The following is a 25849-nucleotide window of genomic DNA, read 5'->3' as shown; positions in this document are numbered from 1 at the left end:
GAGGATGTATAGCTGAACAAGCTGAGATGGGCATGTGAATGTACCGGCAGATGAATACCGCTTTCAGGAATCAACGGAAACGCCAGTGTATAATTACCGTGGTTAATTTAAAAGGGGTATTGCTGTTTTATAACACCCTATGGGGGAAAATGAGACATAGGCAATGGTCTTGACGAGTAAATGCTGCGAGTCGGCAAAGGAAGTCAGATCGGTTAAATACGAGAAAACGTTATTGGTACTTCAAAACGGCTACGGCCGGCGAGGAGTTAGAAACGGAGGCAACATCTGAAAGGAAGTTGGCCTCCGTTTTGCTTTTAAGAACTCTCTTAAAATTTATACCACAAATTGTGCGTCAGTTCTTTCACCCGTCAAAATATTTTAATTTAGCACCATGTCTAAAGAAAAGAGCCGCAACGGCGGAGCTAAGAAAATATTTGTTCTGGATACTTCGGTAATATTGTATGACCACGATGCCTTCCGCAATTTCCAGGAACATGATGTTGCTATCCCTGTGCAGGTATTAGAAGAATTGGACAACATGAAAAGCGGGAATGATACCCGCAATTTTGAGGCACGCAGTTTTATCCGGCTAATGGATGAAATGGCCGCAAATCAAACCTTAAACGATTGGGTTCCTTTGCCGGGAACTAATAAAGGTAATTTCCGGGTCGTGATGGACAACCCATCGCCAACTATTAACGCTGAAAAGATCTTTGGCCAGGGCAAAATAGACCACCGTATTTTAAATGCGGCCCTAGGTCTAAAGCAAGAATGCGCAGATTGTAAAGTTATCTTGGTATCTAAAGATATTTGTCTTCGCTTAAAAGCTAAATCTTTAAATATCAACGCCGAAGATTATGAGACCGGTAAGGTTAAAAATCTTGACGAGCTATATAGCGGTAAAACATCGGCAGACAAGCTGACCGAGAAAATTATCAACCAATTTCTCAAAAACAGGCTTGCTTCGCCAGAAGATCTGGGGCTTGTACCGCCGCCGGGCAACAGGTTTTATACACTCAACAGTAAAAATAAAACTGCGCTGGGTTTTTACAACAGTGATAAAGACGTTATTGAGCACGTTGTTGATCAGAGCGCATTTAACATCGTGCCAAAGAACCCCGAACAGGCATTTGCAATCCATGCGCTTTTAGACCCCGATATAAAGTTGGTAACCATCCAAGGAAACGCCGGTACGGGTAAAACACTCATCGCACTAGCCTCGGCCCTTGAGCAGCGGAAAACGTACCGCCAAGTGTACGTGACCAGGCCTATCGTGCCGCTTAGTAATAAAGACATTGGTTTTCTGCCCGGTGATGTAAAAAGCAAGGTCGACCCTTATATGGCGCCAATTTGGGATAATCTGAAATTTATCCGTGAGCAATTTGCCGATGATACTAAAATGCAGCAAAAGATAGATGAATTGGTCACAACCGACAAAATATCCATCGCACCACTGGCCTTCATACGCGGTCGAACACTAACTAAAATATTTTTTATTGTTGATGAAGCGCAAAACCTAACCCCTCATGAGGTAAAAACTATCATTTCAAGAGCAGGGGAGAACAGCAAGTTTGTATTTACAGGCGATATATACCAGATAGACACGCCTTACCTTGATGCAGAGAGCAACGGCTTGTCTTACCTGATAGACCGTGCAAAAGATCATCCGTTGTATGCGCATATCACTTTGCAGAAAGGCGAGCGAAGCGAACTGGCGAACCTGGCGACAGAACTATTGTAAAATCAAATTGTCGGTGATCCTGCCAATATCTACGCTGATCTTATTAACAAAGTTGAGCTGCTCTTTAAGCAATTGCTGGTCGGGATCTGTGGTATCCAAAGTATTACCCAAATCAAGTTTGTCAACCACCAGGTCCATACTTTTACCACCTAATTTTTTGCTGTTATCGTTCAGCACAGCAATACTTCGGCGCATCAATTTAAAGTTATCCGCACGAAGATGCTGCACCTTCTTACCATTTAGACTGGCAGCTATGGTGGACAAATAAGATGACAAGATATGATTTAAAACAACAAATTTATGCAGGTCTTTAGCCTTAGACTGTTTGCTCTTTGGCTCTGACACCATCCGCTCGAAGGTTGCGGAAAGGTTGGCCGAGTTAACAAATACATCTTTACGGGCAAGCTTGAAATCTGTCACTGTAACAGGTTTGCCTAAAAGATCATCGGCGATGGTCAGAAGATACCTAATATTGGCATCGAGCACTTTATGCAAGCTTTCGCGCAGCTGCTGCGACTCCCAGGACGGAAAAAGGGTGTAACTGGCAATAATTGACAATATCGAGCCGAATATGGTATCAATAATACGTTCCTTGGCAACATCGTAATGACCTGCTGTACCCAAAAACCTAAAAACAATAAGAACGTACGGTGTCATGAACATTACGCTTACTATATAATTTATACGCAAAAAACTATAAGAGCCCATCATAAAAAACACCAGCAAAACAATCTCGATGGTTTTATTCGTCACGAAAGCTAAAATGACAACACCGATTAACCCGCCTGCGAGTGTGCCCAGCACTCTTTGAATATTTCGCTGCTTAGACAAGCTGAAGCCTGGTTTCAAAATCACAATGATAGTTAGTAACACCCAATAACTATGGTTGCCGAAAACAACTCTTTTGCCTGTGATGAAATTTACCAACTCTAATAACCCGTTGCTTCTGGTCGCTACAAAACCGGCTACACAGACCAAACACACGCGTAATGCATGTTTGAAAGCGGCTGATGTAAACGTTAGGTTGTCAAACAAAATATGAGGCGCGAAATCCTGGTGATTTACAAATTTTACTAACTCAACATCATTGGTTTTTTTGATCAAACCTTCCGAAGATTTTGAATTGTAATACTTGTGAATGTCAGTGATCTTTTGGCTTAGGTCGCGGAGGTTAATAAGCACTTTTTTAAGCACCAGGTTACTGGTGTTATTTTCTGCCGCTATTTTATCGATATGCTGTTTTAGCTTTTCCAGATCTGGGCTAAAGTCGCGAACAATTTTGTATCTCGAGTTAGCTAATATAGCGTAGCCAATGTTGTCTAACTCATTTGCCATTTGTTGTAACAGGTTGGCTATGTCCGGCAAGATGCTTGTATCCCTAAAACGTTCACGCATCTCATTGTAGTCGTAATGTGTGGCAAGGATCTGTTCAAACATATCAACGAGGTCGACGAAAGTCAATATCAATATACGGCTCGCGTTGGTAGATTCGCGCACCAGGGCACGGCTTTTAAAAAGCAATTCGCGAATCTGATCCTGGTGTTCGCTTACCTTCACCTGCTGCGAAACAAGTTTAGCATAATTGCTTTCAATATTTGTCTCTGGTAGGTAGAAGTCCGCCTTTATGCGCAGGAATCTAACCACATCTGTGATGTTTTCTGCCAAAGCCTGCTGCGCTGCACGGTATGGTCTGATAGAGAAAAATACCATGCTAAGCACCATGTACCAAATTCCGCCGCAGGTTAAAACAATGCTGTAACGTAATATTTCATTGGCTTCAAGTGCTTTGCCGATCATGAACACCATCACCAGCAGTACTGCCGTACCCACAGACGTAGCCCTGGTACCGTAAACCGTGAACATGGAGAACAAAAAGGAGAACAAAGCTATCTCTACCCCAAGCGTGTAGATGGTCAACCGGGCATAGCCTGTAATCATTGCCACAACAAACATTAAGGCATTACATACCAGCATGGCGTTTCGCTTGTACCGGGTCGGGCCGGGCGAGTCGACACCACAAATACATACAGCGCCTAAAGAAAGCGTTAAGCCAAGCTGCAGTTCGCCAAACTGCGCTAATATAAACGACGGGACCAAGACACCAATAGATATACGCAAGCCGTCTGAGAAGTATTGGCTGTAAAAGAAACTCCTGATTTCGCGCGAATGGGTGTCCATAAAAATGTATCAGCGCAAAATTACAATAAATGTTTTGGGGCATATATGATAATTGCAAAAGCGGCGCAACCAATACCAATTATTAACGATATCTCTATATTTACCTCATGGCCAAACATGCTGTGACAGGCTGCGTTTTGCTGGTATCGCAATAATATTTACTATGTCATCTACCCAAGACTTAACCCATCGCGAAGGTGTTTTTAACCAGGAAGTGGTTACCCGTTTCGAACTTTATAACAGTTTGTTCCTTACGCTTCCTTTCTACCAGGTAAAGGATACCGGCAACCTGCTGCCGTTCTTTAGCGCGCATTGCGAAAAAGGAGCAGCGGCAAGGCAAGAGCCTACGGAAATTATCGAATCTTTCTTTCAGCAGTATGCTCCTAAGATCGATCACCGCGAGCAGTTAAATCGCCTGTTCAGGTTTTTGCAGTATATTGAAAGGCAGGTAGTATTATTTGATGCCATTGAGGATTCGTCCTTTAATAAAGTTACCAGGTTTGAAGACAGCGGCACGCTGCAAAACCTTATTCAACAGATAGGTAACAATGAAGAGAAGCGGGCGTTAGTTAAAGAAAAGCTTAAGGATTTCTCATTGCGGTTGGTGCTAACTGCGCATCCTACTCAGTTTTATCCAAGCCGGGTATTAGGCATCATTACAGACCTTACAGAAGCGCTTAAAACAAACGATATCAACACGATCAACCAGTTGTTGCAACAACTGGGCAAGACGCCGTTTTTCAATCAAAAGTCGCCGACACCTGTAGATGAGGCTGTTAGTCTGATATGGTTTTTAGAAAATATTTTCTATTACGCCATGCCAGCTACACAACAGCGTTTAAACGAGGTTTTTGACACGGCCGATATAGCCGATCAGTTACTCGAAATGGGCTTTTGGCCCGGCGGCGACCGCGATGGCAACCCTAACGTAAGAACTGATGCAACGCGTACTGTATCCGCTTTATTACGTCAGATCATTTTCCGGTGTTATTACCGCGATTTTAGGGTTGCGAAACGTCGCATAACTTTTAAGGGTGTAGAAGAAGCTATGCAGCGCCTGGAAAATATTCTCTATCAAAACGCATTTAATCCGGTTGAAAAACCGATAGACGAGAAAGACGAAATGCTACAATTGTTAAGCAGCGTTCGTGATGTTTTAGTAAAAGAAAACTATGCGCTTTTTACAGATATCGTAGATGACCTTTCTGCAAAAATAAAGCTTTTCGGATGTTACTTCGCCACACTGGATATTCGCCAGGATAGCCGCATTCTGCGAAAAGTTTATGCTTACATCACTGGGCAATTACACATTCCTATACCTAACGGATACACGGATCTGGAGGAAGAGCAAAAAATCAAATCGATGAGTTTCACGGAGGCTGATTTTATTTGCCCGGACGACGCTGATGAAATGGTGAAGGATACCCTTGATACCATTCGACTGGTCAAAAATATTCAGCAGCAAAACGGCGAAAAAGCCTGTAATCGTTTTATAATAAGCAATTGCCAGCAAGCGTCGGATATTTTGCAGTTAATGAACCTGTATTTATTCAGTGGATGGAAAACTGAAGAACTTACTATTGATTTCATGCCGTTATTCGAAACCGTTGCCGACTTAAAGGTGGCGGCACAGGTTATGGAGACGCTTTACAACCATCCATTTTACAAAAAGCACCTGGCACTTCGAGGCAACAAACAAGCGATCATGCTCGGCTTTTCTGACAGCACCAAAGATGGGGGCTATTTGATGGCAAATTGGTCTATTTATAAGGCAAAGGTTGAGTTGACCGCGATTGCCAGAAAGTATGATATCGATCTTGCATTTTTTGATGGGAGAGGGGGACCACCCGCCCGTGGTGGCGGTAAAACACACCGGTTTTATGCTTCCATGGGTAAAGAGATCGCCAACAACCACATTCAGTTAACCATCCAGGGGCAGACCGTAAGTTCACAATACGGATCTATAGATACCGCACGGTTCAACATTGAACAATTGTTTAACGCTGGCATCGTATCGGCATTAAACGAAAACCATAAAGACTTGCTCGACAACAGGCATAAAGATTTGATCAGCTCGATGGCGGATGTGAGCCACGAGAAATTTTTATCGCTGCGCAAGCACCCGTTGTTTACAGAATACCTGGAAAAACTAAGTCCGCTAAAACTGTTGTCTGCGGTGAATATCAGCAGCCGGCCAACAAAACGAAACAGCGATGCTCCGCTAAAACTTGAAGACCTGCGTGCTATAAGTTTTGTAACTTCCTGGAGCCAATTAAAACAAAACATCCCCGGGTTTTATGGCTTAGGTAGTGCTTTAGAAAAGATGAAAGGAGAGGGGCATTGGGATGAAATTGTTGAATTGTATGAGCGGTCGGGGTTCTTTAAAACAATGATAGACAATTGTATGATGTCTATGTCTAAGTCCGATTTCCGCGTTACGGCTCACTTAAAAGAGGACGAACATTTTGGACAGTTTTGGACAATGCTGTATAATGAGTTTGAGCTAACTAAAAAATTGCTGCTCCAATTAACGAATACAAATACACTGATGCAGGCATATCCGATCGAAAAAAAATCGATCGCCATTCGCGAGAAAATTGTTTTGCCTTTAGTGATGATTCAGCACTATGCCTTGAATCTTTTAAACAACAGCAGCGACGAAGAGCTTAACAACATCTATTCTAAATTAGTTGTGCGTACAGTTTACGGCATTGTAAATGCGGGCAGAAATCTAGCCTAAGTATTACTAATAAAACTATCTGTATTTTATTGTGTTGAGTAATTATACCATATTTAACTTATAACATGAGAAAGCTGACCTGGATATCAACCGCATTGTGTTTAGCATTGGCCTTTAGCGCCTGTCATGACGAAAAGAAAGCTAAGAACTTTAACCAAAAAACCACTTTAGACGACAACGGTGTAAAGTTTGTGATGGATGCCCACGAAGCAGGATTAACAGAAATTAATGCAGGAAACCTCGCAGAGAAAAACTCTAAAAATCCGCGTGTTATTGGTCTTGCAAAAATGATGGTAGCTGATCATACAGCTGCTGGCGCAGAGTTGGATACGATTGCTAAAAACAACCTAGTAACAGTTGCGGATACTCTTACGGGCATGCATAAACAAATGCTAAATGATCTTAGCAAAAAAGCAGGTGCAGACTTCGACAAGGCCTATATGCAAATGATGGTTGATGACCATGGAAAAGTGATCGATTTGTTTCACCATGCACAAGAAAACACAAACGCAGCTTTAAAGAATTATTCTTTAAAAATATCGCCAAAATTGCAGGTCCATTTAGATTCTGCAAAAGCAATTCTTTCATCTTTAAAATAACTCAAGTTGCTGCGGCGACGGTGGTTTAGCTTTACCAAAAACCGTGCGGCCACCGTATCTCCAGGAGTTGTCGCGTTCGTGCTTGATCACCTCGTCAAAATTGGCGTTAGCCGTAAAGCTTTCTTCAGCCTTTTGAGCTATTTGAGTAAGCCGCTTAACGGCTTCTTTTTTATCCTCGTTGCCTAATTTAGCTTTGTGTATGGCTGTTTGCAGAATACCAATTGTTTCATCATAGACTTTTATCGGTACCGGGAAGGGATGTCCGTCTTTACCACCGTGAGCAAATGCGAACCGTGCGGGATCTTTAAACCTGGAAGGCGTTCCGTAAATCACTTCGCTAACCAGCGTTAAAGATTGCAATGTGCGCGGCCCCAAACCTTCTAACAATAATAAATCTTCAAAATCTGCAGGTCGCTTTTCATGTGCTAACCACAATACAGCGCCGAGCCGCTTCAAGTCTACGTCTTTTGCGCGCACGTCATGATGGCCCGGCATTACCAGTTTGCTGATTTCTGCGAGCATTAGCTGCGGCCGTTCAAGAGATACGTCCATAATGCTTTTTCTCGTTGGCGCTGCGCGATTATCGGTCAGGTTTAAAATCTTTCCGCAATTGGGCCCACAAATTGCGGTATGCGGCTCTTCTACAAATGACTTGATGCCTTTAGAGTGCCAATGATAACGCCTCGCTGTCTTATTTATGGCATTCATGCCTTGCTGCACTATAGACCATTGCCCGGTATTGCTTAAAATAAAGTTATGGGTATAAAGCTGATAACCATCCTGGATTGCGGTATTATCCACTTTTGCTGCCAGCTTACTTGAGCGTACCAGTGTTGTAGTATCCAGGCCTGTGTTTTCGCCGATCTGCATCAATTCATTAGGTGTTTGTGTTGAATGTTTGCCTTTACCGCCGGCAATGTAAATACCCAATTCCTTTGCATGCGGGTTTATGGCTTTCTTAAGCGCACCCATAACAGATGTTGTGATTCCAGATGAATGCCAGTCCATACCCATAACAGCGCCCAGGCTTTGAAACCAAAAAGGATCACTTAACCGACGGATAAATTCATCCGCACCGAAATCCATCACCAAAGTTTCGGCAACTGCTAAACCAAGCTTTGCCATACGCAAACCCAGCCATTGCGGTACATATCCATAATGTAACGGTAAGTCTGCAGAACCAGAATGTTTCATTACTAACAAAGTTAGTAAATATGTTTCAAAAACCTCAAACGCAATAATAAAAAAAACTTATAATTAATAGTATGAAAGTGATTTTTGTTAAGTATTAATACGAAGATAGAAAAGCGCGGGGAGCGCATTACTTAACTGATAAGGAAACAAAAGTACAATTGACATTGCGATATCCCATCGCTGCCAATGGCACTAATATACACATTTAATAAACAAACAAAAATTTAATAAATTTTTTATGTGCTAATTTTAAATATATTAAAAATGAATAAGTGAGTAAACTTCGCCCCCACTAAGGTATCAGCAGAGGAGCGAAAAGTTTAAATAATGTAATGATATCCGAAGTGCTGATATCAGGGGTAGTTTTACCCTTAACATTAGCAGCAACCTGCTGATTGAATAGGTTACTATCGTTTATAAAGTTTGCGATAGGACGCAAGGATTGGTCAAAAAATACACATCTAGAAAAGTCTTTACTTACAGCTAAGAAATAAGGTTTTTTTTGGTTTGGCATGGTAACCACAATTAATTGCAATCCTGACACCGTTGTATCGCGCACAGGTGTTAAAAGTGTCGGAGAGTAATCAGAGGCACTATAATAAAATATCGATTTTTCAGGGTTTTTACTATCCATCAAGACAGTCACAGACTTCCAATTTGGTGTACCAAAACCCGATTGAAAAGATATTTGAGCGAAAGTTGAACTTGAAATAAAGAATAATAAAATAGATAAAAAAATTTTCATAACAAGGTTATTTAAGGTGTGAGTTACCGAAGTTATAAAAGTAATCCCGATAATCCAAAGGAGGGATAGGGATATCAGTCAGTCTGCTTTCACTATCTATACCAAGTTCGGCCAGCTTTTTTTGATATTTATAAAAAGTCGTTTTAGACATCAAACCCGATTTGCGCAAATCATCAATAGACTGATGTTGAGTTAATAAGGCCAGCACAGTAATCATTGGCTTATTAAAACTCAATTTTTCACGAAGTTGCTTACTTTGTGCCTTATCCCTTATTTCGTTTTTAGCATCTATCTGTTTAATAACGTCATATACAGACATTTTTTGGCGTAGCTGGTATTTAAAAACAGTTTGCCAAAAGAAGTCATATAGCAGCTTAAAGACATTAAGGTCAAAGGTTACCATCTTAAATTCTACAGCGTCGATATTATCGACATTGGCAAATACAAATCTTTTGCTTTGTTCTACGAACTCCATACATAACGCATAATATTCAGGGTTTTTCATTTTTGCCCAAGAGTGAGAATTGGCATTAGCCAGTTCAGGTACATAACGATTATGTAAATCTGATTTTTCGAAAAGATAATTGATTTGCGATTTGCGAAAAGTAACCTCATACCTTAAAATCCTATCCGAGATATCCTGCAAATTTTCAATCTGATATCCCGTAGGATTTTTTTTGGCCAACTCTTTACGATCGTGTTTGCGAAACTCCGTACCCTTATGGTAGATTTTAAAGGAGTACCTCTTAGTAGTGTACATTAAAGAAGTTTCGTAACTACGATAATCGTTCTTAGTTGACCTAGCATGCTTTTTCATCAACTCTTTTTGTTCAGCTAGATATTTCATAGCATCATATTTTGAGTTAAAAAACTGGTTGTAACAAAGGTCAAGCCGAGTTAATTCCAAGTCTTTATAATCTATCGTTTCTAGAAAATGTTTCTTTACAAAAGATGCCACGAAAGACCGCAAATGCTTAAATACACTTTCATAATCCTGTCCGAAGTACTGCACAAATTGGAGAATATTAGTGCCGTACATGTACTTAGGTATAGCGAAGTTAAAGTCTATGAAATTGCCCGAATAGTTATAAAAGTAAGATACGTTATAATGGCTAGAGGCAATAAACAAAGAAGAACGCTTGCTAAGTGGAGTAATAGTATCACTATCATGATGCATAATAGCGCGTATTTTAGAATTATCAGCAATTTCGCCAGTATCGTGATCAACCTCGAAGACTGTTTTGGCCGAGCGTTCGAATTGCTGGTATTGAGATTCAATAATTTTATAACGTGAGACATTGTTTAATCTAAAGTTTATAGTGTCAATCATTGCTTTACAGGAAAGTCAATAAATATTTGTTTGGGATCTTGTTGGGTTTGCTTGCAATGTTCCATATACCTGTCATGCTGTTTAGCACGCTCCATTTTAAAGTCGTGCCGGGTTACAGCCTCTAAATGTTTTTGGTATTGCCATTTTAAATGATTGGCAAGGGGATTAAGCAGTTCAGGAGGAATTTGCAGAGTATTAAAATCGTGCTTTTCGTCCTCGAAAAAATGCACGATCATATAATTAGCAACAGCCATGAATAAGATTTTGGGTTATAAAAATGTCGAGCTTATTTGCTCGACATTTTGGTTTCTAATTATTGGTTACTTTTTACGGAGGAAAAAGAACCAGCCAGCTACAGCAGCAGCACCAATCAGTAATACGTTTTTCATACGATCGTTTGAAATGAAGTCTTTAATTTTTCTTTGCCAAGAAACATCGGTACGGTAATCAGTCTCTTTGTTTTCGCCTTTAGCGTAACCGATGTGAACGCCCCATTTGTAAATAAATAGTTCGCCCATAGGAGAAACTTCTTTTATAGTTTCCACAAGTTTATCTATCAGGTTTGCATCCACGGCCAGCGATAAAGCGCAGCCCGATGTATACAGATCACTATCGCCACCATAGCTTAAAAGGTTGTATTCAGGTGAGCGGTAAGACGCAATCACTTTTATAACACCTTCAAAACTTTCTTTAATGTTAGCAAGAGCAACCAGTAAGTTCTTATTAAGCTTTGTTATTGATAGCGGATTTGCAGTAAGCAAATCGGCTAATGTAAAGCCATCGACTACCTGATAAGTTAGGTTTGAGTTTTTATCAAACACAAGATTGTCAGCCTCAATCTTAAAACGATTTTCGGCGGCATCGGCTTTAAGCCGAGCGTCTAAGTCTGTTTTCGTAAGCATAATTATTAATAACCACCACAATGGTAATTGATAGCGTAGGACGTATTAGGTTTGAAAGCATTAGTTGTGTTAGACAACGACCAAGTGTTTCCAGAACCATGTGTAAGCAATAAGTTATAAGATGCCATATCAGCACCTTGCGCTGGTGTAATAGTTACCACAGGACGATTAGAATATGATAAACCGTTTGCAAGTGTTATACGAAGAAAATCGCCGATAGCAGTAACAGACGAGCCAGTAGTAAATGTTATATAGCCATCCGAATTAGTACCGCCGATAGTGACATTTGAATAATTTCCACCAATAACGTCTGATGAAAGAATTGTCAGTGAAGGAGTACCAGTTGCAGAACTAGGGATTGCCGCAGTTAATTGATCCTTTGTAATAAACTCATTTCCATCGACCGCAGCAGAACCACTTACACGGCCAACAAATTCAGCATGCCCAGTAACACCATCAACATGAAAGCGAGCGAGTGAACTACGTCCACCCCAAAAATATAAACCACCAGTAAGGCTATTCGAATAATTCAAGTCAATTTCGCCAGAACCATCACCACCGTACGACGCACCGTAATTAACAGTAAAACCACTTGACGTGTTAACCTTATTAAAAGCAACGTTACAAGTAGTGCAGATACTTTGCGGGAGAGATAGCACAGGAGCACCACTTGCTACACTTACAAATACCTGATTGGGAGTGCCAGTTAGTGTATTAACAAGAGAAGGTACATTAGTAAGGTTTACAAAATTCAAATAATATGATGCCGACTGATTATTTAACATACCAGCGTTAGTAGCATAATCAGCATTAGCCGCCTTACCGGTAGTGTTTTGATTTAGAATTGGTATGTCAGCAGGAACAATTGACCGTAGTAAAGGATATCCGGGGCCACCATTAGGAGTAGCATAAAACAAGTTACCAGGCGACGACGGAAACAAATAATTTTTGAATACTGGTAATGAATAAGGTCGAATATAATGATCTATATTACCAGCATAGACGAGTGTTAGGTCTGAACCGTCATCAACAGTAGCAGTAGTTTTAAAGTAACTGTTTACTACTACACCATTGACATCCCTTAAGACAACCGTAGAACCAACAGGATTAACGTTTGGGGCATAGCCTCTAAGAGAATTTGCGTCACCAGTAATATCACCAATAAATTGTCCCGAAGCGTTTTTTAACGCCGCAAGATTACCAGCGTTTTTACCAATAGCTTGAGTTATGTTATCGGTAGGTAAAATTGTTCCAGTAGTAGGCGAGTAATTAGGTATTAAGATATCAGAGCCCCTTAAAACCACGTTACCTACTTTTGTATTAACAGTCACGACAGCATTATTATTATCAATTTTTTGATAAGAAACGCCATTTGAAATAATCCAGTCACCAGCTCTAAGAGTATCGGAAACATAAGCCGAGTAAGCCTTATTGTTAACAACCCAATAATAACCTTTATTAGCAGAAGCAGCCGAAGGCAATACAGGGTAGTTAGTAACTGGATTATAAACAGCTTGATAAATTACAGCACCTAGTAAAGCGTCAGGTATCTGCGTAGTAGGTATTTTTGCATTAGCATCTAGGGAAGCATAGCCATTAGCAACACCCTTATTAGAGGTATTTTCAGGTGTATAGCCTAAAGCGGATTGTTTACTGTTCCAATAGGATATTTGGGCGTCAGTAGAAAACCTATAACCTGATGAAGTGACAATATTAGCAGGGTTTGTAGCATCTATGTTTAACACATTGGAAAGACCAATATCGCCTTTAGACAGTACAATATCATTAGTTAAGGGTTTACTATTTATCGTTCGGGACTTTTGAACATAACCACTCAAATCCTGCAACGCGAATGTTTGCCAAACGCCATTGCCCTGATAAACTCCAAATTGCTGTAGAGTAGAATTATAAGCTATATAACCAGCCTTGTCTTTTGCACCGTTTAGTGTCCAAGATGTAAGGACTGGAATATTAAATGCCTTAACTGCCTTAAGATTATCATCTAAGATAGCCTGATCAGAACGCATAACCGTCCGCTGATAATCAGGGACGGTTTGCGCATAAGCTTGAAAAGTAATAACGGTTAAGAATAGAACTATTAATTTTTTCAATTAGCTGGAGTTAAATAAACAGCATCATTTGGTAGAAGCTGGAAATTGTAAATTGTTATTGTACCGCTTGATTGTTCAAAATTGTAATCATTAGGTTTTAATGGCACACCAATAGAAGCTATTTGTACAATTACATTTTTGAAATTCTTGTAATCGGTAATAACGATTTTGGAGTTATTGGCAGCATAACTAAGACGGGGATCGGCTTGTCGGATAATTAAAGATCCGACAACACCAACACCACATCTTATTTTTTTTATGGTAGTCCCAATATTTTCACACATTAAACAGGTGAATTAGAATTGTTATTACCATCATAAGGTAGTAATGTGACGTTTTTACCGTCAGGACTTGGAGGGCTGATAGAGGATATCTGCGTATGATATTCGGTTATCGCACCTAAATTTGTGTCATAATTATCACCTACAACTTGATAAACTGTTTTACCAGCAGGGATAGTAACAGGAGGCGCAGCAGCAGCCCTATTAACATTATTCTGCCTGTATTGTGCATTAATAGTTACAGTTACAGGAACAGAAAAAGCAGAAGCAAGCGTAATGATATAAGTAAACTTACCATTACCGCCGTCTTGCATGATTGCCTGAATACTGTAGTCAACGTTTTGAGCAGGTAATTGACACAATGTAGTGTCCTGATAATCGGCTATGTAATTTGCGTCAGTAGCAACGTTAGGTTTAGTATTCGCAGTAGCGACACCAGAAACAAGATTATACTCCTCCAATGTAGCGACATGTACATAGCCAGTATTGTGCCCGTTACCGTCCAAGACGCATGCACGTGATGAAGCCAGCGCACGCCAACCTGTATCAGTTGGCAAAGGAGTAGTTTCACCCATGCAAAGGTCACAGGGATATAGAAAGGAACTGGCTTTAATGCATAAACTATTTTTCATTATTGGAGGATAATTTTATAACCGGAGATTGCAATCTCAAATTCAAGACTAGACGTATACTGTCCCGCACCCTGCGTATTCAACACCCAACCGTTTGCACTATCGACATACTCACCGCCTTTGACATTAACGTTTTTTAGCGTGTGTAAAAAAGAGCGGTTAAACGGGATTTGGTGATTAGCCTTTGGGTACAGGCCAGCAACAAAGTCCTTAAATTTTTGGCCAGTTGTGCTAACAGCATCACCTTTACTTACTTGTAAAAATTGTCGGGTAACCCCGTCCAATTCAAATTCAAGTACGGAAAAGCTTGTTTTAGATGTATTATCTGTAGGGGTATAGGTAGGCAAAAGCATATCCATATAACCTACATAAGTACTGTCTTGAAATTGCACAGTAGGGGCATAATTAAGCCCTACTTTAAAATCAGAAGACGGATATCGAAGAACACCAACATATGGTAACATAGTTGTTTGTTTGCGTCTACTGTCCAACTCCATAAGTTGTTTTACGTACTCCTCAGAGCCGTAATCTATATACTTGACGACCTCTTGAGATAACGTATTTTTATCCATTAGATAACAGAATAATAGGCATGAATTTTAGTAAGTTCAGCAGCATAAAGAACTATCTTAAGATGATCTTTAAGAGTACCGATCATTTTATTCTCATGAAATAAATTACCAAGAGACCAAACATCAGCGTTAAGAAGATGTAACGGAGATTTTGCGTAAGTAGCAAGGTCACGAGTACCATAAGAAACTGACATCAAACGGAAGGTTTGCACGTCCATCTTGAGTATCGTATTTACTATTTGGTCGTGATCTACGCTAAGAGAATTTAACCAGTCATGAAAAGTGTTAGCGAGACTTGCAGATGTAGTACTAACAGTAATACCTTTTGCCGCCAAAGATGATTGCGTGTTCGTAATACTATCAGCTTTGGCCTGATTAGAATCTACATAGGTACTACCAAGCGCAACAGCACCCTTTTGCTTTGCAGCATCGGCGGCGTCGCTGACAGATGTATCTCCAAAGAACTTTTGATAAAGTTTATAACCGACAAGACCAACGCCGCCTATCATTGCTAAATTGATGACAGTCGAGGCGGAGGGCATCTTAACACCGCTTAAAGGATTTTTCCGATAGGCCATTTTTCTATACGGGTTTTTAGCATTAGCAGACGGTTTAAAGTTCAGCAGTTCGCCAGTTTCAATATCCAATCCGTGAGTAAAAGCATAGTGCTTTTTACGGTTATACGACCTTGAATTGTAATCAAATTGACTGGCTTGTGCCGAACCTGTACCATCGGATTTGCCGCTCATACCGAGCAAACCAGCGATGTTACCGCCGTCCATTTTAATGCACGTCTTGCATATCCTCGGGGTCTTGACCCGGGTTAAGCATGCCGCTAATGAAAGAGGTAACTATCGGAAAAGCCACAGCGAAAGCCAAACGGCAGTACCATTTGTCAGTGTGTAGTATAATTTTTTGAAGAAAAGATGTATTGCCTGTCTTTTGTGCGTCAACAGCAGCAGACAATTGCTGATCGTACCATTGCTGACAGTCAGTATTTAGTTTTGCACTGTCTGTAGCAGACATAGGCGCACTTTTTTCTACAACTTTATTTATGAAAGATGTTAATTGCATTAATAACGTTTATTTGATTTAGTAAGAGAACTAATAAGAAAGACACCGCCAGCAGCCAAGCCAACAGGTAACAACCAAGACGGTAAACCGCTTGTAGATTGTGGATCGCCAGCACGGCCACCGACACCAGTATTGACATCAACTTGGGCATGGGAGTTACCACTAAGGAAATTAGAAGCAGAATTAAAGAGACCTTTAACAGCGTCCATAAAACTGCCATTATTAGAAGATTGTAAAACGGGGTTAGCAGGGGGAGGGGCAGAGGCTTGGGTAACGGCAGCAGCTTGGCCGCTACCGTCCCAACCTATCATGCCGTTAATGTTAACACCAGTAACACCACCGACAACGCCTAAGCCTACCTTCGCAACTCCTTTACCGACAGAGCCAAGGACAGACCAAAGAGACATGTTTTATTTTTTGTCTGTTTTAGTCATCGCATCGACTTTCTCAACAGCATCCTTAGCATGTTTCTGGTCGATAGCATTGGCCTTGTTAATGGTTTCCCAATCCGTAGTATAGTTCCAGGCGACCAAATAGTTTTGGCTGGCCACAACGTTCGCAGCATTGAACTGAATTTCAACCCCAACGGCGTTGAATTCCTGTCCGAACTCGATTAATGCAAAAGACTGATCTTCTTCAAAATTTATTGAAATATCCGCAGATGTCGGAATAAGGTTTTTAGCGAAACCACGAATTTTCGCAGCAACCAAATCAGGATAGTTGTAAACTTCGTCAAGACGATCAGAAGAAAACGCAAGCGTATTTACAACGTTTGCAGCGAAGTCCGCTTTATCAAAGTTTAGCAAGGCCAACTTAATAGTATGGTCACCAAGTGTGTATTGGTTACTGGTTTCATTAGCCTGTATCGTTTTTGTAACGATTTTAGCCAAATAACGCTCAACACCTACAGATTTGCGAGGCTTAACTTCTAAATAAGAATTAGCCAGCAAAGAAGCGTCAGTAAATAATCCGTTTTGGTTAATAACCTCAACATAGATATAGTCATTACCCTTAAGGTTAATGTGCCCGCCGAATTTTACATCGAAGGAAACCATTTTGCGACCATTGTCGACAGTCACACCGCTAGAGCGGTCAGTACTGAATGCATATTGGTCAAGGCCATTAAGGTTAGAAGCGAGGCCGAGAATCTTTAAGTTATCCTGACAGATAACAAAAGGTGATTTGCCATCCCTGAAAAGAATTACTTTCAGGAGGCAATTTTCAAAGGCCATATTTTGAGAGCCTGATGCATTAGCACCCGAGATCAGCGCTTTAACCGAAATACCGTCTAAAGTTAAATTACGGTATTCCTGATTTTTAGTTTCTAAGTGTTTTACGTTCACAGTTAAGAGTGATTTTTAAGTTTGTCAATTAATGGTTTGATGTGGTCTTTAAACATGTAAAGACCGCCACCGATAACAGCAAGCCAAATGAATATGCTAGGCATGCGAAATCCGATAATCGGAACACGGTTTGAAAAACCGCCTGAACGGCGATAAGATGAACGCCTGAAACGGCGAAAAGGTCGGAATGAGCGGAAGCGTGAACGCATCCGAGAGAATGAGCGCCCGAAGCGCCTACGAGAATAAGCCATTTGTTTTTTGCGTGGTTTTTTAAGTTTCGATGAAAGGTTTCTTAATCGTGCACGCAATCGTGAAACGGTAGACTGACTACGTTTCCTACGTTGCTTTTTAAGTGCCATGTTAGAGAATGATTTTTAGTAATAGTCCCGTCGACGGGAGTGAATGTTCCATGTTATAGGCTTGGAACATCTATAGACCTACTGGATAGCGGGTACAAAGTTTTTAAGAGCCGATAACGGGTCTGATGAAGCAAAGGCCATATCAATACACCCCCGTACAATTTCGTCCCATGTAACGCCCAATTGCATACCTGTTACGCCTAAACGAGCGTAATCATCTTGCGATAAGAACATATTTGCTTTAACAGCACCAGCAATGTGAGTGCGTTTTAAGTTAAAACTGGTAACGTACTTGATGTGGCTTTTTTGCACCTTTTTGCTTTGTGCCGGCGACGCCGCAGCTTGTTCAGCGTGAAGGGCAAGATTACTTTCAGGGGAAAGGGTAGGAGTAGTTTTAGAAGTTAATTTGGCCGCTTTGGCCGCTTTGGTCGGTTGTTTGGACGTTGCCATTAGGTTTTTTGGTTAATAGTTTAGTTAAATAATGGGATGCTACAGTCATTAATAACGGCATAGCGTAATGCAGAACTGTAGCTAAAACAGATGTAGAATTGTAGGGAACGGGGTTTGTCGCAAGTGCCGTTCCATAAGCAACCCCAGGAGGGGCAAGGGTTTTTAAGGTGTCAATCAATAGTATTGAACTTATACACCTTTGTATTTGTGAAGTAAACCATTACGGCCGCAATAATCCGATAACGGAAGATCTTCGCTTTTTTAATCTGATGGGTATAACCAGTAGATAACGATTTATTTGCGCGAGCGTCAGAGTTACCGCAATAATACAGAGGCAAATTTGAATAAAGAGTAAGAGTACGTAAGACATACATAACGTGAAATTTAATTGGTGAAACAAAATTTCCACGCTCCGCACCACACAATATAAGTGTGCTAATTCTAGTGCCGTAAAGCCGAAACGGCATAAAGCCGTTTGCACTTCGTGCCGCACTATTTATACGTTTCTTTGGCTTGACAGCACGAAACGCACACTTCAACTTTTTAGTTTTGGTGTTTAAGCGGAGCGAGGAAAATGTGATTGTTAAATTTTAGCTGAATAAATACAGCGAAGTTGCAAACGCAATAGCAGCTATCGCAATAACAGGTACAGACGGGTTATTGAACAAAGTAACTTCTGCAGCCCTTCTTTTTTCAAGAGCAGAAGAAGCGACAAGTTCGCCCGTTTTGTTGTCATGCGTTTTAGTGTATAATGCCATTTGCGCCGTAACCTTAGAAGTGGAATGCGTGGTGTTCCAAGTGTCAATAACTTTCGCGAGTGAACCGCTACCTGTATTATAACCGAAAGACACCAACGCATCAAACTGATTTTGATTAAACGGATATTTAGCCTTATTTAGCTGACCTTCGAGCGGCGCAAGATCATTGCGCATCAATGTTTCAGCTTGTGAGGTTGTAATAGTGGCCGTTTTAAGGTTTTGTTCATTAAGGCCGATTTGGTGGCCGTAACCAATAGAATAGTTTTGAACGCCACCAGTATATCCATCCTTATATGCAGTAGCACGGAATTGTTCCGTGGCTTTAAGCTTATTAATGGCCGACTGGCTTGTTTTCATACGTTTTTGTTAAGGATAGTTGCGAGTAGGCTTGCAAGTCTGCAAGCGGTAGAAATATTTCGCTTTGTTTAGCCGTATGCACAACACCGTCAGCCCTTAACGGGTAAGTGTATTCAACTTGCCCGTTTTGATTTTGCTTTACGCATATGACGAGTAATCGTTTCCCGACTTTGAAAAACCCGATTGTCCCGGGCTGCAATTTCAAAGGTTCGTCTAATACTTGGAGGTTTGACATTTGACATAAAATCAGAACCAAGCATATAAAGTAACATCTCAATGGGTTTTATGCGAAGGCGAAACCGCCGATCATGCAAGGCTTTTTTAGTCTTTTTAACGCCCGCAAGATATGCCTCATGAGATAGATAATTTCTTTGCTCAGTAACATAAAATTTTTCAAGTTTTTCAAGCAAAATGCGTCTGTCAGTTTTGCCGAAAGAAAAGTCATTAGGTCTTAATTTAGTAGACATTGACATAAGTTTATTTAGGTTAAAAATTTGTAAGAGACTAAACGTCAGTTATAGGAACTGGTTTTAGTTTGAAGACATTACAGCCAGTACGATGGCATATGTTTGCGGCCATATCAAAATTGCCTGTCATCATCGCATGGGAAATGTTTTTTGTTCGCTGGTCATTAGACACACTACGATAACAGTAGAATTGCCCATCAGGCCAGCATAATACGTATACATCATCCATTAGCAATCAATTACATTGGTGATCAAAGCTTGTCTAATGATTTTAACCTTTTCACGTAAGAGATAAAGGTCTATTTCACATGCGTCGGTGATTAATTGGTCATGACTTGAACGACCAATAACTCCACGAATGTTTGTTTCGTCATCGGCACATTGTTGAAGTACATCCAACAACGCCTCTCTGTGGTTAGGAGATAATTCCATAAGGTTTGTTTATAAGTTAAGCTTGAATTACTAAAAGTATTAGCATATTTTGGCGAGATGCCAAAGTTTCGTTTTAGGAGAGTTTATATTTTCTGCGAGAATAAAAAAGTCATGAGCAAGGAAGTCCAGAGTACCGTAATCTATCAGTACAAGGATTACGCTGAGAAAATCTTTAAAAACGTAGATAAAATAACGTCCTATATTTGGATGGATCAGACAAAACCGCAACGCAAAAGCATTGAATGTTTTTATCTAGTCCATGAAGATTTTTTAGAAGAATTGCTAAGCGAACTTAGCAAGCGAGAAAACCCTCAATAAAAATTTTAATAAAATTTTTGCAGGGTTTCTCTATTTAATTGTTTTTGTAAGAACCTGTATGTCAAAGAACTGTGCACCCATAAATCACAGTCCTATAATTAATATTATGTTAAGTACAACATTTCAAAGAAAGCCTCCATTTATTTGGAGGCTCCTTGATTATTTTAATGCGTCTATTTGTTTTTGAATAGCAGTTGCATTAGCGTTGTCCTTTTTTCCTAAATAGTAAGTTTTAAGATTACGCAATGCATCTTCAGATTTTGGATTTAGTTCTACTGCTTTTAACAAATATGGTTTCGCCAAATCAAATTGTGCACCGGCTTTGGCTACGGCTGCATCATATTCTTTTTGCTTGTTAGCGGGCAATTTGTTAGCGGCGTTATACATTTCAATAGCCGGGTTGATAGTTACATACCCCATATTCAAGTTAGCCTCAAAATAGTTTGGATCTAACTCTAAGGCTTTCTTGTACATTTCTGCAGCTTTAGCCAAATCATCGGCTTTGCTTTTTTCCAGGGCTGGTTTATTGGCAGCGGTTGCTGTTTTAATTTGTTTCGTAGTATTATCAGCCATTGTTGAATAAACCAAACCGCTGTAATAGTACAAAGATTTGTTTTTTGGATCGTTGGTGATCGCAGTGTTGATTTTATCTAAAACCTCTTTAGTTTTACCGCTTTGCAAGTTGATTTCGATCTCTCTTTTGCGGTAATCCGGGTTGGTTGGATATTTGGCAATGGCATCGTTTAACACCTTCAAGGCATTAGCGGTATCCTTTTGCATTAAATAAATTGTAGGCAAATCTTTGTAAACGCCGGCTTTATTTGAATAATTGGTGGTAAGCAATTTATTGTAATTGCTTATAGCCGCAGGGTAATTTTCTGAAAGCGTTGCAGCTAAACCACTATAGTAGATAGCGTTAGTATCTTCGGGCAAAATGGTACGGTATGCATCAAAAGATTTGTATGCGTTTGCATAGTCTTTAGATTGGTACAGCTTTACGCCCCTGCTTAAGTTATACTGGGCCAGGTTAAGGTTAGCGTGGTCAATCAGTTTTTTATTTTCACCTTTCGTATCCAGTTCTTTTGCTTTCTTGATCGCGTCTGCTGCAGCGCTGTAAAGTGGTGCCGATGTAGCATCTACAGAATCTTGAACAGCTAACGACGAATAGATCGCACCTTTTAAAGCCCATGTTTGCGGCATTACAGATGTTTTTTCGTTGGCAGCCGCCTTGTCTATAGAAGTTTTTGCATTAGCGATACTTGTAGCCGCAAGTGTTGCTGTTACTTTCTGGCCCCGTGCGGTCTCATATTTATCATACTCAGTTTGGGCATTGCTTAACTCCCCTTTCTGGGCAAAAGCTGCCGTAACAGCAAAAGCAAAAATGCCCGTCATTAAGGTCTTCATTTTCATGGCGTTAGTTTGTTAGTTGTTTTAATTTAAAGTTTATTTTGTCTAATTGATCTACGTTTCGGTCTTTAAGATAAGCCCACTGCAACATTTGCAAACACTGCAAATTGTTTGGCAATATAGTGTTTGCTTTTTCAAACCATTGAATGGCCCGTTCTATATTTTTCTGCGCCTCACCCTGATTTAAAGTGTATAATTTAAAGTATAGCAGTGCAAGATTAAACGCTGCATCATAACTTTTTGCGTTTAAATTTAATGATTGCAGATACATAGATTCCGCCTGGTCGAATTTGTTAAGATGGTCATAGCAGTTGGCAGCCATAAATGCCACAAAGGCACTCCCACTGTTGTAATTTACCAGCTGCTCTAAAAGCGGCTGCAAAGATCTGTAGTCGCCACGATTGTGATATATGTTGGCTTCCGCGAAAAGCAGGGCACGGTCATTAACCAATACTTTTCGGCCCCGCTGCACAATTTGTAAAGCTTTTGTAGTGTCATGCAAGGCTAAATGGCTTTGGGCAGCGGCAAGCACGTCTTCTGCTTGCAAAGTATCTGTTTCTAAAAGTTTGTCATAAGTTTGCGCAGCGGCATCATATTTACTCAGCTGTGTGTTTGTATATCCAATGTAGCGATATATGGGCTTATAGGCAGGTGCGTAAAACGAGGCCTTTTCAAAAGCCTTCAATGCATCTTCGTAACTTTTTGCCTGCATGGCCTTCGCCCCAGTGCGTAGATACACATTTGATATACAGCGCTTTGCAAAGTCCATCTCAACTTTATACCTAAAGATCTTTTGACGGGCAGAAAGCTTGTCAATAAGGTCTGTGGTTTGCTGCAACGTGTTAGCAGGCTGATTTAGTTTATTTAACGAGTCTGTGTATAAAATGCTGCTGTAAACTACCGCTTTAAAAACGTTCTTCTCAACGTTGTTCGAGTCGCGCTTTGTGCGAATAAGACTGTCTACCTGCCGTTTTGCGTTACTTAAATACTTTAAGTCTTTTTGCTGGCGGTAAAAAGCAAGGTTGTTCACAACACCCTTTAACGCTTCGGACTGGCCAAAGGCAAATTGTGTTATGAACAACCCTATAAAAAGCAGTAAAATGGATTTACGCTTCTGCATAATTTACTTATTCGTTGTCGTCGTCAGGCGATGCGGCATCTTCTTCGTCAATATCTGCTACATCTTCCGGCGCTTCGGTATCATCAGGTACACCCAAGGTTTCAGCTTCAGTTGGTAACAGTGTACCTTCTGTACCTTCTAATTGCGTTAATGTATCTTCGATTTCCTCTTCTTCGCTGTGTTCAATTTTCGCGATAGAAGCAATTTCGTCATTACCCTTGAACGTGATTAACCTCACTCCTTGCGTTGCCCTGCCCATTACCCGCATTTCGCTAACAGCTATACGGATTATAATGCCCGACTTGTTTATGATCATCAGATCGTCTTGATCTGTAACATCTTTAATGGCAACAAGTTTGCCTGTTTTCTCAGTTATGCTAATGGTTTTAACGCCCTTACCACCACGGTTTGTTACCCGGTAGTCGTCGATGTCTGTTCGTTTGCCATAGCCTTTTTCAGATACAACCAAAACAGATGTGCCTGCGTCATTGATAGAGATCATGCCCACCACTTCGTCCTGCTCATTCTCTAATGAAATACCGCGAACACCAGTCGCGTTGCGGCCCATCGGACGAACGGTTGATTCATTAAAGCGGATAGCCCTACCCGACCGTAATGCCATAACAATTTCGCTGGTGCCGGTAGTAAGGTTTGCAGCGAGTAAGGTATCACCTTCGTTAATGTTGATAGCATTGATACCATTAGACCGCGGGCGAGAATAAGCCTCCAGCGAAGTCTTTTTAATGGTACCCTTAGCGGTACACATTATGATAAAGTTGTTCTGCAGATACTCCTGATCTTTTAAGTTGATCAGCTTGATAAACGCCTTTATCTTTTCTTCTTTAGGAATATTGATGATGTTCTGTATGGCGCGGCCTTTAGAGGTACGTGTACCTTCAGGTATCTCAAACACGCGTAACCAGAAACAACGGCCCGCTTCTGTAAAGAACAACATGTAATTGTGGTTCGATGCAATAAGCAGGTGCTCAATGAAGTCTTCATCGCGGCTGTTGCTGCCTATGGCGCCTTTGCCACCCCTCGCCTGTCTGCGATATTCGGTAAGCGCGGTACGTTTGATGTAGCCCTCGTGCGAGATGGTAATAACCACCGCTTCGTCTTCTATAAAGTCTTCGGTTTGCATCTCTGCAGCCGAATGAACGATCTCTGTTTTACGCTCATCGCCGTATTTTTCTTTTATTTCCAGCAACTCATCTTTGATGATCTGCATACGCAAACCTTCGTCGTCCAGTATCTTTTTCAAATAAGCGATGGTTTCCATCAAGGCGGCGTACTCATCTTTTATCTTGTCACGCTCAAGTCCGGTTAAGCGGCGAAGCGTCATGTCCAGGATGGCACGTGCCTGTATGTCTGATAAGCCGAAGCGCTCCATCAAGCCTTCGCGGGCTTCGTCAGGTGTATTTGAACTGCGAATTAGTTGTATAACTTCATCCAGATGGTCCAACGCGATCAATAAACCTTCCAGAATGTGCGCGCGTTTTTCTGCTTCAGCCAGATCATATTTAGTACGGCGTACAACAACCTCGTGCCTATGTTCCACAAAATGGTGGATCAGGTCTTTAAGATTGAGCAACATTGGACGCCCTTTAACAAGCGCGATGTTATTTACGCTGAAAGAGGTTTGCAGCGAGGTGTATTTGTAAAGATTGTTTAATACGATAGATGCGTTCGCCTCCCGTTTGATCTCATAAACTATGCGGATACCTTCGCGGTTAGACTCATCGCGGATAGCAGTAATGCCTTCGATCTTCTTTTCGTTGATCAACTCGGCGGTACGCTCTATCATTGTAGCCTTATTAACCTGATAAGGAATTTCGCTCACTACAATGCGCTCGCGCTCGCCACCATAAGTTTCAATTTCGGCACGGGCACGGATAACTACACGTCCACGGCCGGTCTCAAACGCCTCGCGGGCACCTTCAACACCATAAATGATACCACCTGTCGGAAAGTCAGGACCTTTGATGTGTTTCATCAAATCGCCAACTTCAGAATTTCTGTCGTCTATATAAGCTACAGTAGCGTTGATTACCTCGGTAAGGTTGTGTGGCGCCATGTTGGTAGCCATACCCACAGCAATACCGCTGGCACCATTCACCAATAAGTTAGGGATTTTTGCAGGCAGCACCGTTGGCTCCTCTAATGAGTCGTCAAAATTTAGCTGATAATCTATAGTATCTTTATTGATATCTGCCAGCATTTCTTCTGCAATACGCTCGAGCTTTGCTTCTGTGTAACGCATTGCCGCAGGTTGGTCGCCGTCAATTGAACCGTAGTTACCCTGGCCGTTAACAAACGGATAACGTAAGCTCCAGTCTTGCGCCATACGTACCATAGCATCATATACAGAAGTATCGCCATGCGGGTGATATTTACCCAGCACCTCGCCTACTATACGGGCCGATTTCTTATGTGGTTTATTATTATTAAGGCCCAGGTCAAGCATACCGTAAAGTACACGGCGGTGAACAGGTTTCAAGCCGTCGCGAACGTCAGGCAGGGCGCGGGAAACGATAACAGACATCGAGTAATCGATGTACGCTGATCGCATCTCTTCATCGATATTAATGGGGATTATCCGGTCTTCGTTGTGATTGTTTTGGTTCTCAGTATCTTCGGCCATTTTTTAAATAATTCTTAGCAGACATGTGCCTTTAAAGGCATTCAACAATCGGTTTTACACCGACCTGCGAAGATACGAAAATTAGCTGCCCGTAAACG

General features: G+C 41.0%; 24 protein-coding genes. 3 read left to right on the top strand and 21 right to left on the bottom strand.

The features are described 5' to 3' along the window. Nucleotides 1-391 precede the first annotated feature (391 nt). Nucleotides 392-1741 carry a PhoH family protein gene (locus GO620_RS06540; RefSeq protein ID WP_157523677.1) on the top strand — a complete coding sequence of 450 codons (1350 nt, stop codon included), beginning with the start codon at nt 392-394 and terminating at the stop codon, nt 1739-1741. Here the strand turns inward: GO620_RS06540 and GO620_RS06535 are convergent. Beyond that, on the bottom strand, nt 1733-3919 hold the full coding sequence (locus tag GO620_RS06535) for an FUSC family membrane protein (RefSeq protein ID WP_157523676.1): 2187 nt from the start codon (nt 3917-3919) through the stop codon (nt 1733-1735). The genes GO620_RS06540 and GO620_RS06535 overlap by 9 nt on opposite strands. A 163-nt stretch (nt 3920-4082) precedes the next feature. Here GO620_RS06535 and GO620_RS06530 point away from each other — a divergent pair, with 163 nt between their 5' ends. Together GO620_RS06530 and GO620_RS06525 are read left to right on the top strand one after the other, a co-directional pair. Beyond that, a complete protein-coding gene (locus tag GO620_RS06530) occupies nt 4083-6659 on the top strand; it encodes a phosphoenolpyruvate carboxylase (protein ID WP_157523675.1) in 2577 nt (858 codons plus the stop codon). A gap of 65 nt (nt 6660-6724) precedes the next feature. Next, the gene (locus tag GO620_RS06525; RefSeq protein ID WP_157523674.1) at nt 6725-7258 is read left to right on the top strand and encodes a DUF4142 domain-containing protein; all 534 of its coding nucleotides are present in this window, start codon (nt 6725-6727) and stop codon (nt 7256-7258) included. On the opposite strand, the gene GO620_RS06520 is transcribed toward GO620_RS06525, so the two are convergent. The 20 genes from GO620_RS06520 to gyrA all read right to left on the bottom strand — a co-directional run bounded on the left by GO620_RS06520 (nt 7250) and on the right by gyrA (nt 25751). Next, nucleotides 7250-8452 (bottom strand): DUF763 domain-containing protein, encoded by a 1203-nt coding sequence (locus tag GO620_RS06520; RefSeq protein WP_157523673.1) that lies wholly within the window; start codon nt 8450-8452, stop codon nt 7250-7252. The genes GO620_RS06525 and GO620_RS06520 overlap by 9 nt on opposite strands. A gap of 292 nt (nt 8453-8744) precedes the next feature. After that, nucleotides 8745-9197 carry a hypothetical protein gene (locus GO620_RS06515; RefSeq protein ID WP_157523672.1) on the bottom strand — a complete coding sequence of 151 codons (453 nt, stop codon included), beginning with the start codon at nt 9195-9197 and terminating at the stop codon, nt 8745-8747. A gap of 7 nt (nt 9198-9204) precedes the next feature. After that, nucleotides 9205-10527: a phage/plasmid replication domain-containing protein gene (locus GO620_RS06510; protein WP_157523671.1), complete on the bottom strand. Its 1323-nt coding sequence runs from the start codon at nt 10525-10527 to the stop codon at nt 9205-9207. After that, nucleotides 10524-10781: a hypothetical protein gene (locus tag GO620_RS06505; RefSeq protein WP_157523670.1), complete on the bottom strand. Its 258-nt coding sequence runs from the start codon at nt 10779-10781 to the stop codon at nt 10524-10526. The genes GO620_RS06510 and GO620_RS06505 overlap by 4 nt, the downstream gene beginning before the upstream one ends. A 66-nt stretch (nt 10782-10847) precedes the next feature. Further along, nucleotides 10848-11429 carry a hypothetical protein gene (locus tag GO620_RS06500; protein WP_157523669.1) on the bottom strand — a complete coding sequence of 194 codons (582 nt, stop codon included), beginning with the start codon at nt 11427-11429 and terminating at the stop codon, nt 10848-10850. A gap of 5 nt (nt 11430-11434) precedes the next feature. Then, nucleotides 11435-13540 (bottom strand): hypothetical protein, encoded by a 2106-nt coding sequence (locus GO620_RS06495; protein WP_157523668.1) that lies wholly within the window; start codon nt 13538-13540, stop codon nt 11435-11437. Next, on the bottom strand, nt 13537-13824 hold the full coding sequence (locus GO620_RS06490; protein ID WP_157523667.1) for a hypothetical protein: 288 nt from the start codon (nt 13822-13824) through the stop codon (nt 13537-13539). Before GO620_RS06490 ends, GO620_RS06495 begins: the two co-directional genes overlap by 4 nt. Continuing rightward, nucleotides 13824-14453 (bottom strand): hypothetical protein, encoded by a 630-nt coding sequence (locus GO620_RS06485; RefSeq protein WP_200230763.1) that lies wholly within the window; start codon nt 14451-14453, stop codon nt 13824-13826. The genes GO620_RS06490 and GO620_RS06485 overlap by 1 nt, the downstream gene beginning before the upstream one ends. Further along, nucleotides 14453-15025, bottom strand: coding sequence for a hypothetical protein (locus tag GO620_RS06480; RefSeq protein ID WP_157523665.1), 573 nt, complete (start codon nt 15023-15025; stop codon nt 14453-14455). The genes GO620_RS06485 and GO620_RS06480 overlap by 1 nt, the downstream gene beginning before the upstream one ends. After that, nucleotides 15025-15807 (bottom strand): hypothetical protein, encoded by a 783-nt coding sequence (locus tag GO620_RS06475; protein WP_157523664.1) that lies wholly within the window; start codon nt 15805-15807, stop codon nt 15025-15027. The genes GO620_RS06480 and GO620_RS06475 overlap by 1 nt, the downstream gene beginning before the upstream one ends. A gap of 1 nt (nt 15808) precedes the next feature. Further along, nucleotides 15809-16099, bottom strand: a complete 291-nt coding sequence (locus GO620_RS06470) for a hypothetical protein (protein ID WP_157523663.1) — start codon at nt 16097-16099, stop codon at nt 15809-15811. Further along, nucleotides 16099-16506: a hypothetical protein gene (locus GO620_RS06465; RefSeq protein WP_157523662.1), complete on the bottom strand. Its 408-nt coding sequence runs from the start codon at nt 16504-16506 to the stop codon at nt 16099-16101. Before GO620_RS06465 ends, GO620_RS06470 begins: the two co-directional genes overlap by 1 nt. Before the next feature lie 3 nt (nt 16507-16509). After that, nucleotides 16510-17442 (bottom strand): hypothetical protein, encoded by a 933-nt coding sequence (locus tag GO620_RS06460; RefSeq protein ID WP_157523661.1) that lies wholly within the window; start codon nt 17440-17442, stop codon nt 16510-16512. Between the two features lie 437 nt (nt 17443-17879). Beyond that, nucleotides 17880-18251, bottom strand: coding sequence for a hypothetical protein (locus tag GO620_RS06455; protein ID WP_157523660.1), 372 nt, complete (start codon nt 18249-18251; stop codon nt 17880-17882). 590 nt (nt 18252-18841) lie between these two features. After that, a complete protein-coding gene (locus GO620_RS06450; protein ID WP_157523659.1) occupies nt 18842-19366 on the bottom strand; it encodes a lysozyme in 525 nt (174 codons plus the stop codon). Between the two features lie 113 nt (nt 19367-19479). Next, nucleotides 19480-19833: a hypothetical protein gene (locus GO620_RS06445; protein ID WP_157523658.1), complete on the bottom strand. Its 354-nt coding sequence runs from the start codon at nt 19831-19833 to the stop codon at nt 19480-19482. A 228-nt stretch (nt 19834-20061) separates the two neighbouring features. Beyond that, nucleotides 20062-20265, bottom strand: a complete 204-nt coding sequence (locus GO620_RS06440) for a hypothetical protein (protein WP_157523657.1) — start codon at nt 20263-20265, stop codon at nt 20062-20064. A 477-nt stretch (nt 20266-20742) separates the two neighbouring features. Then, on the bottom strand, nt 20743-21993 hold the full coding sequence (locus GO620_RS06435; protein WP_157523656.1) for a tetratricopeptide repeat protein: 1251 nt from the start codon (nt 21991-21993) through the stop codon (nt 20743-20745). A 4-nt stretch (nt 21994-21997) separates the two neighbouring features. Continuing rightward, entirely contained in the window at nt 21998-23110 is a 1113-nt protein-coding gene (locus tag GO620_RS06430) for a tetratricopeptide repeat protein (RefSeq protein WP_157523655.1), read from the bottom strand. 7 nt (nt 23111-23117) lie between these two features. After that, complete coding sequence (gyrA, locus tag GO620_RS06425; protein WP_157523654.1) at nt 23118-25751, bottom strand: DNA gyrase subunit A; 2634 nt, start codon at nt 25749-25751, stop codon at nt 23118-23120. Between the last annotated feature and the right edge of the window lie 98 nt (nt 25752-25849).

Origin of the sequence: Mucilaginibacter ginkgonis (genome assembly GCF_009754905.2) — a bacterium.
Taxonomy (GTDB): domain Bacteria; phylum Bacteroidota; class Bacteroidia; order Sphingobacteriales; family Sphingobacteriaceae; genus Mucilaginibacter; species Mucilaginibacter ginkgonis.
The sequence above is the reverse complement of the archived record's forward strand: the minus strand, read 5'-3'. Positions and strand labels throughout refer to the sequence as shown.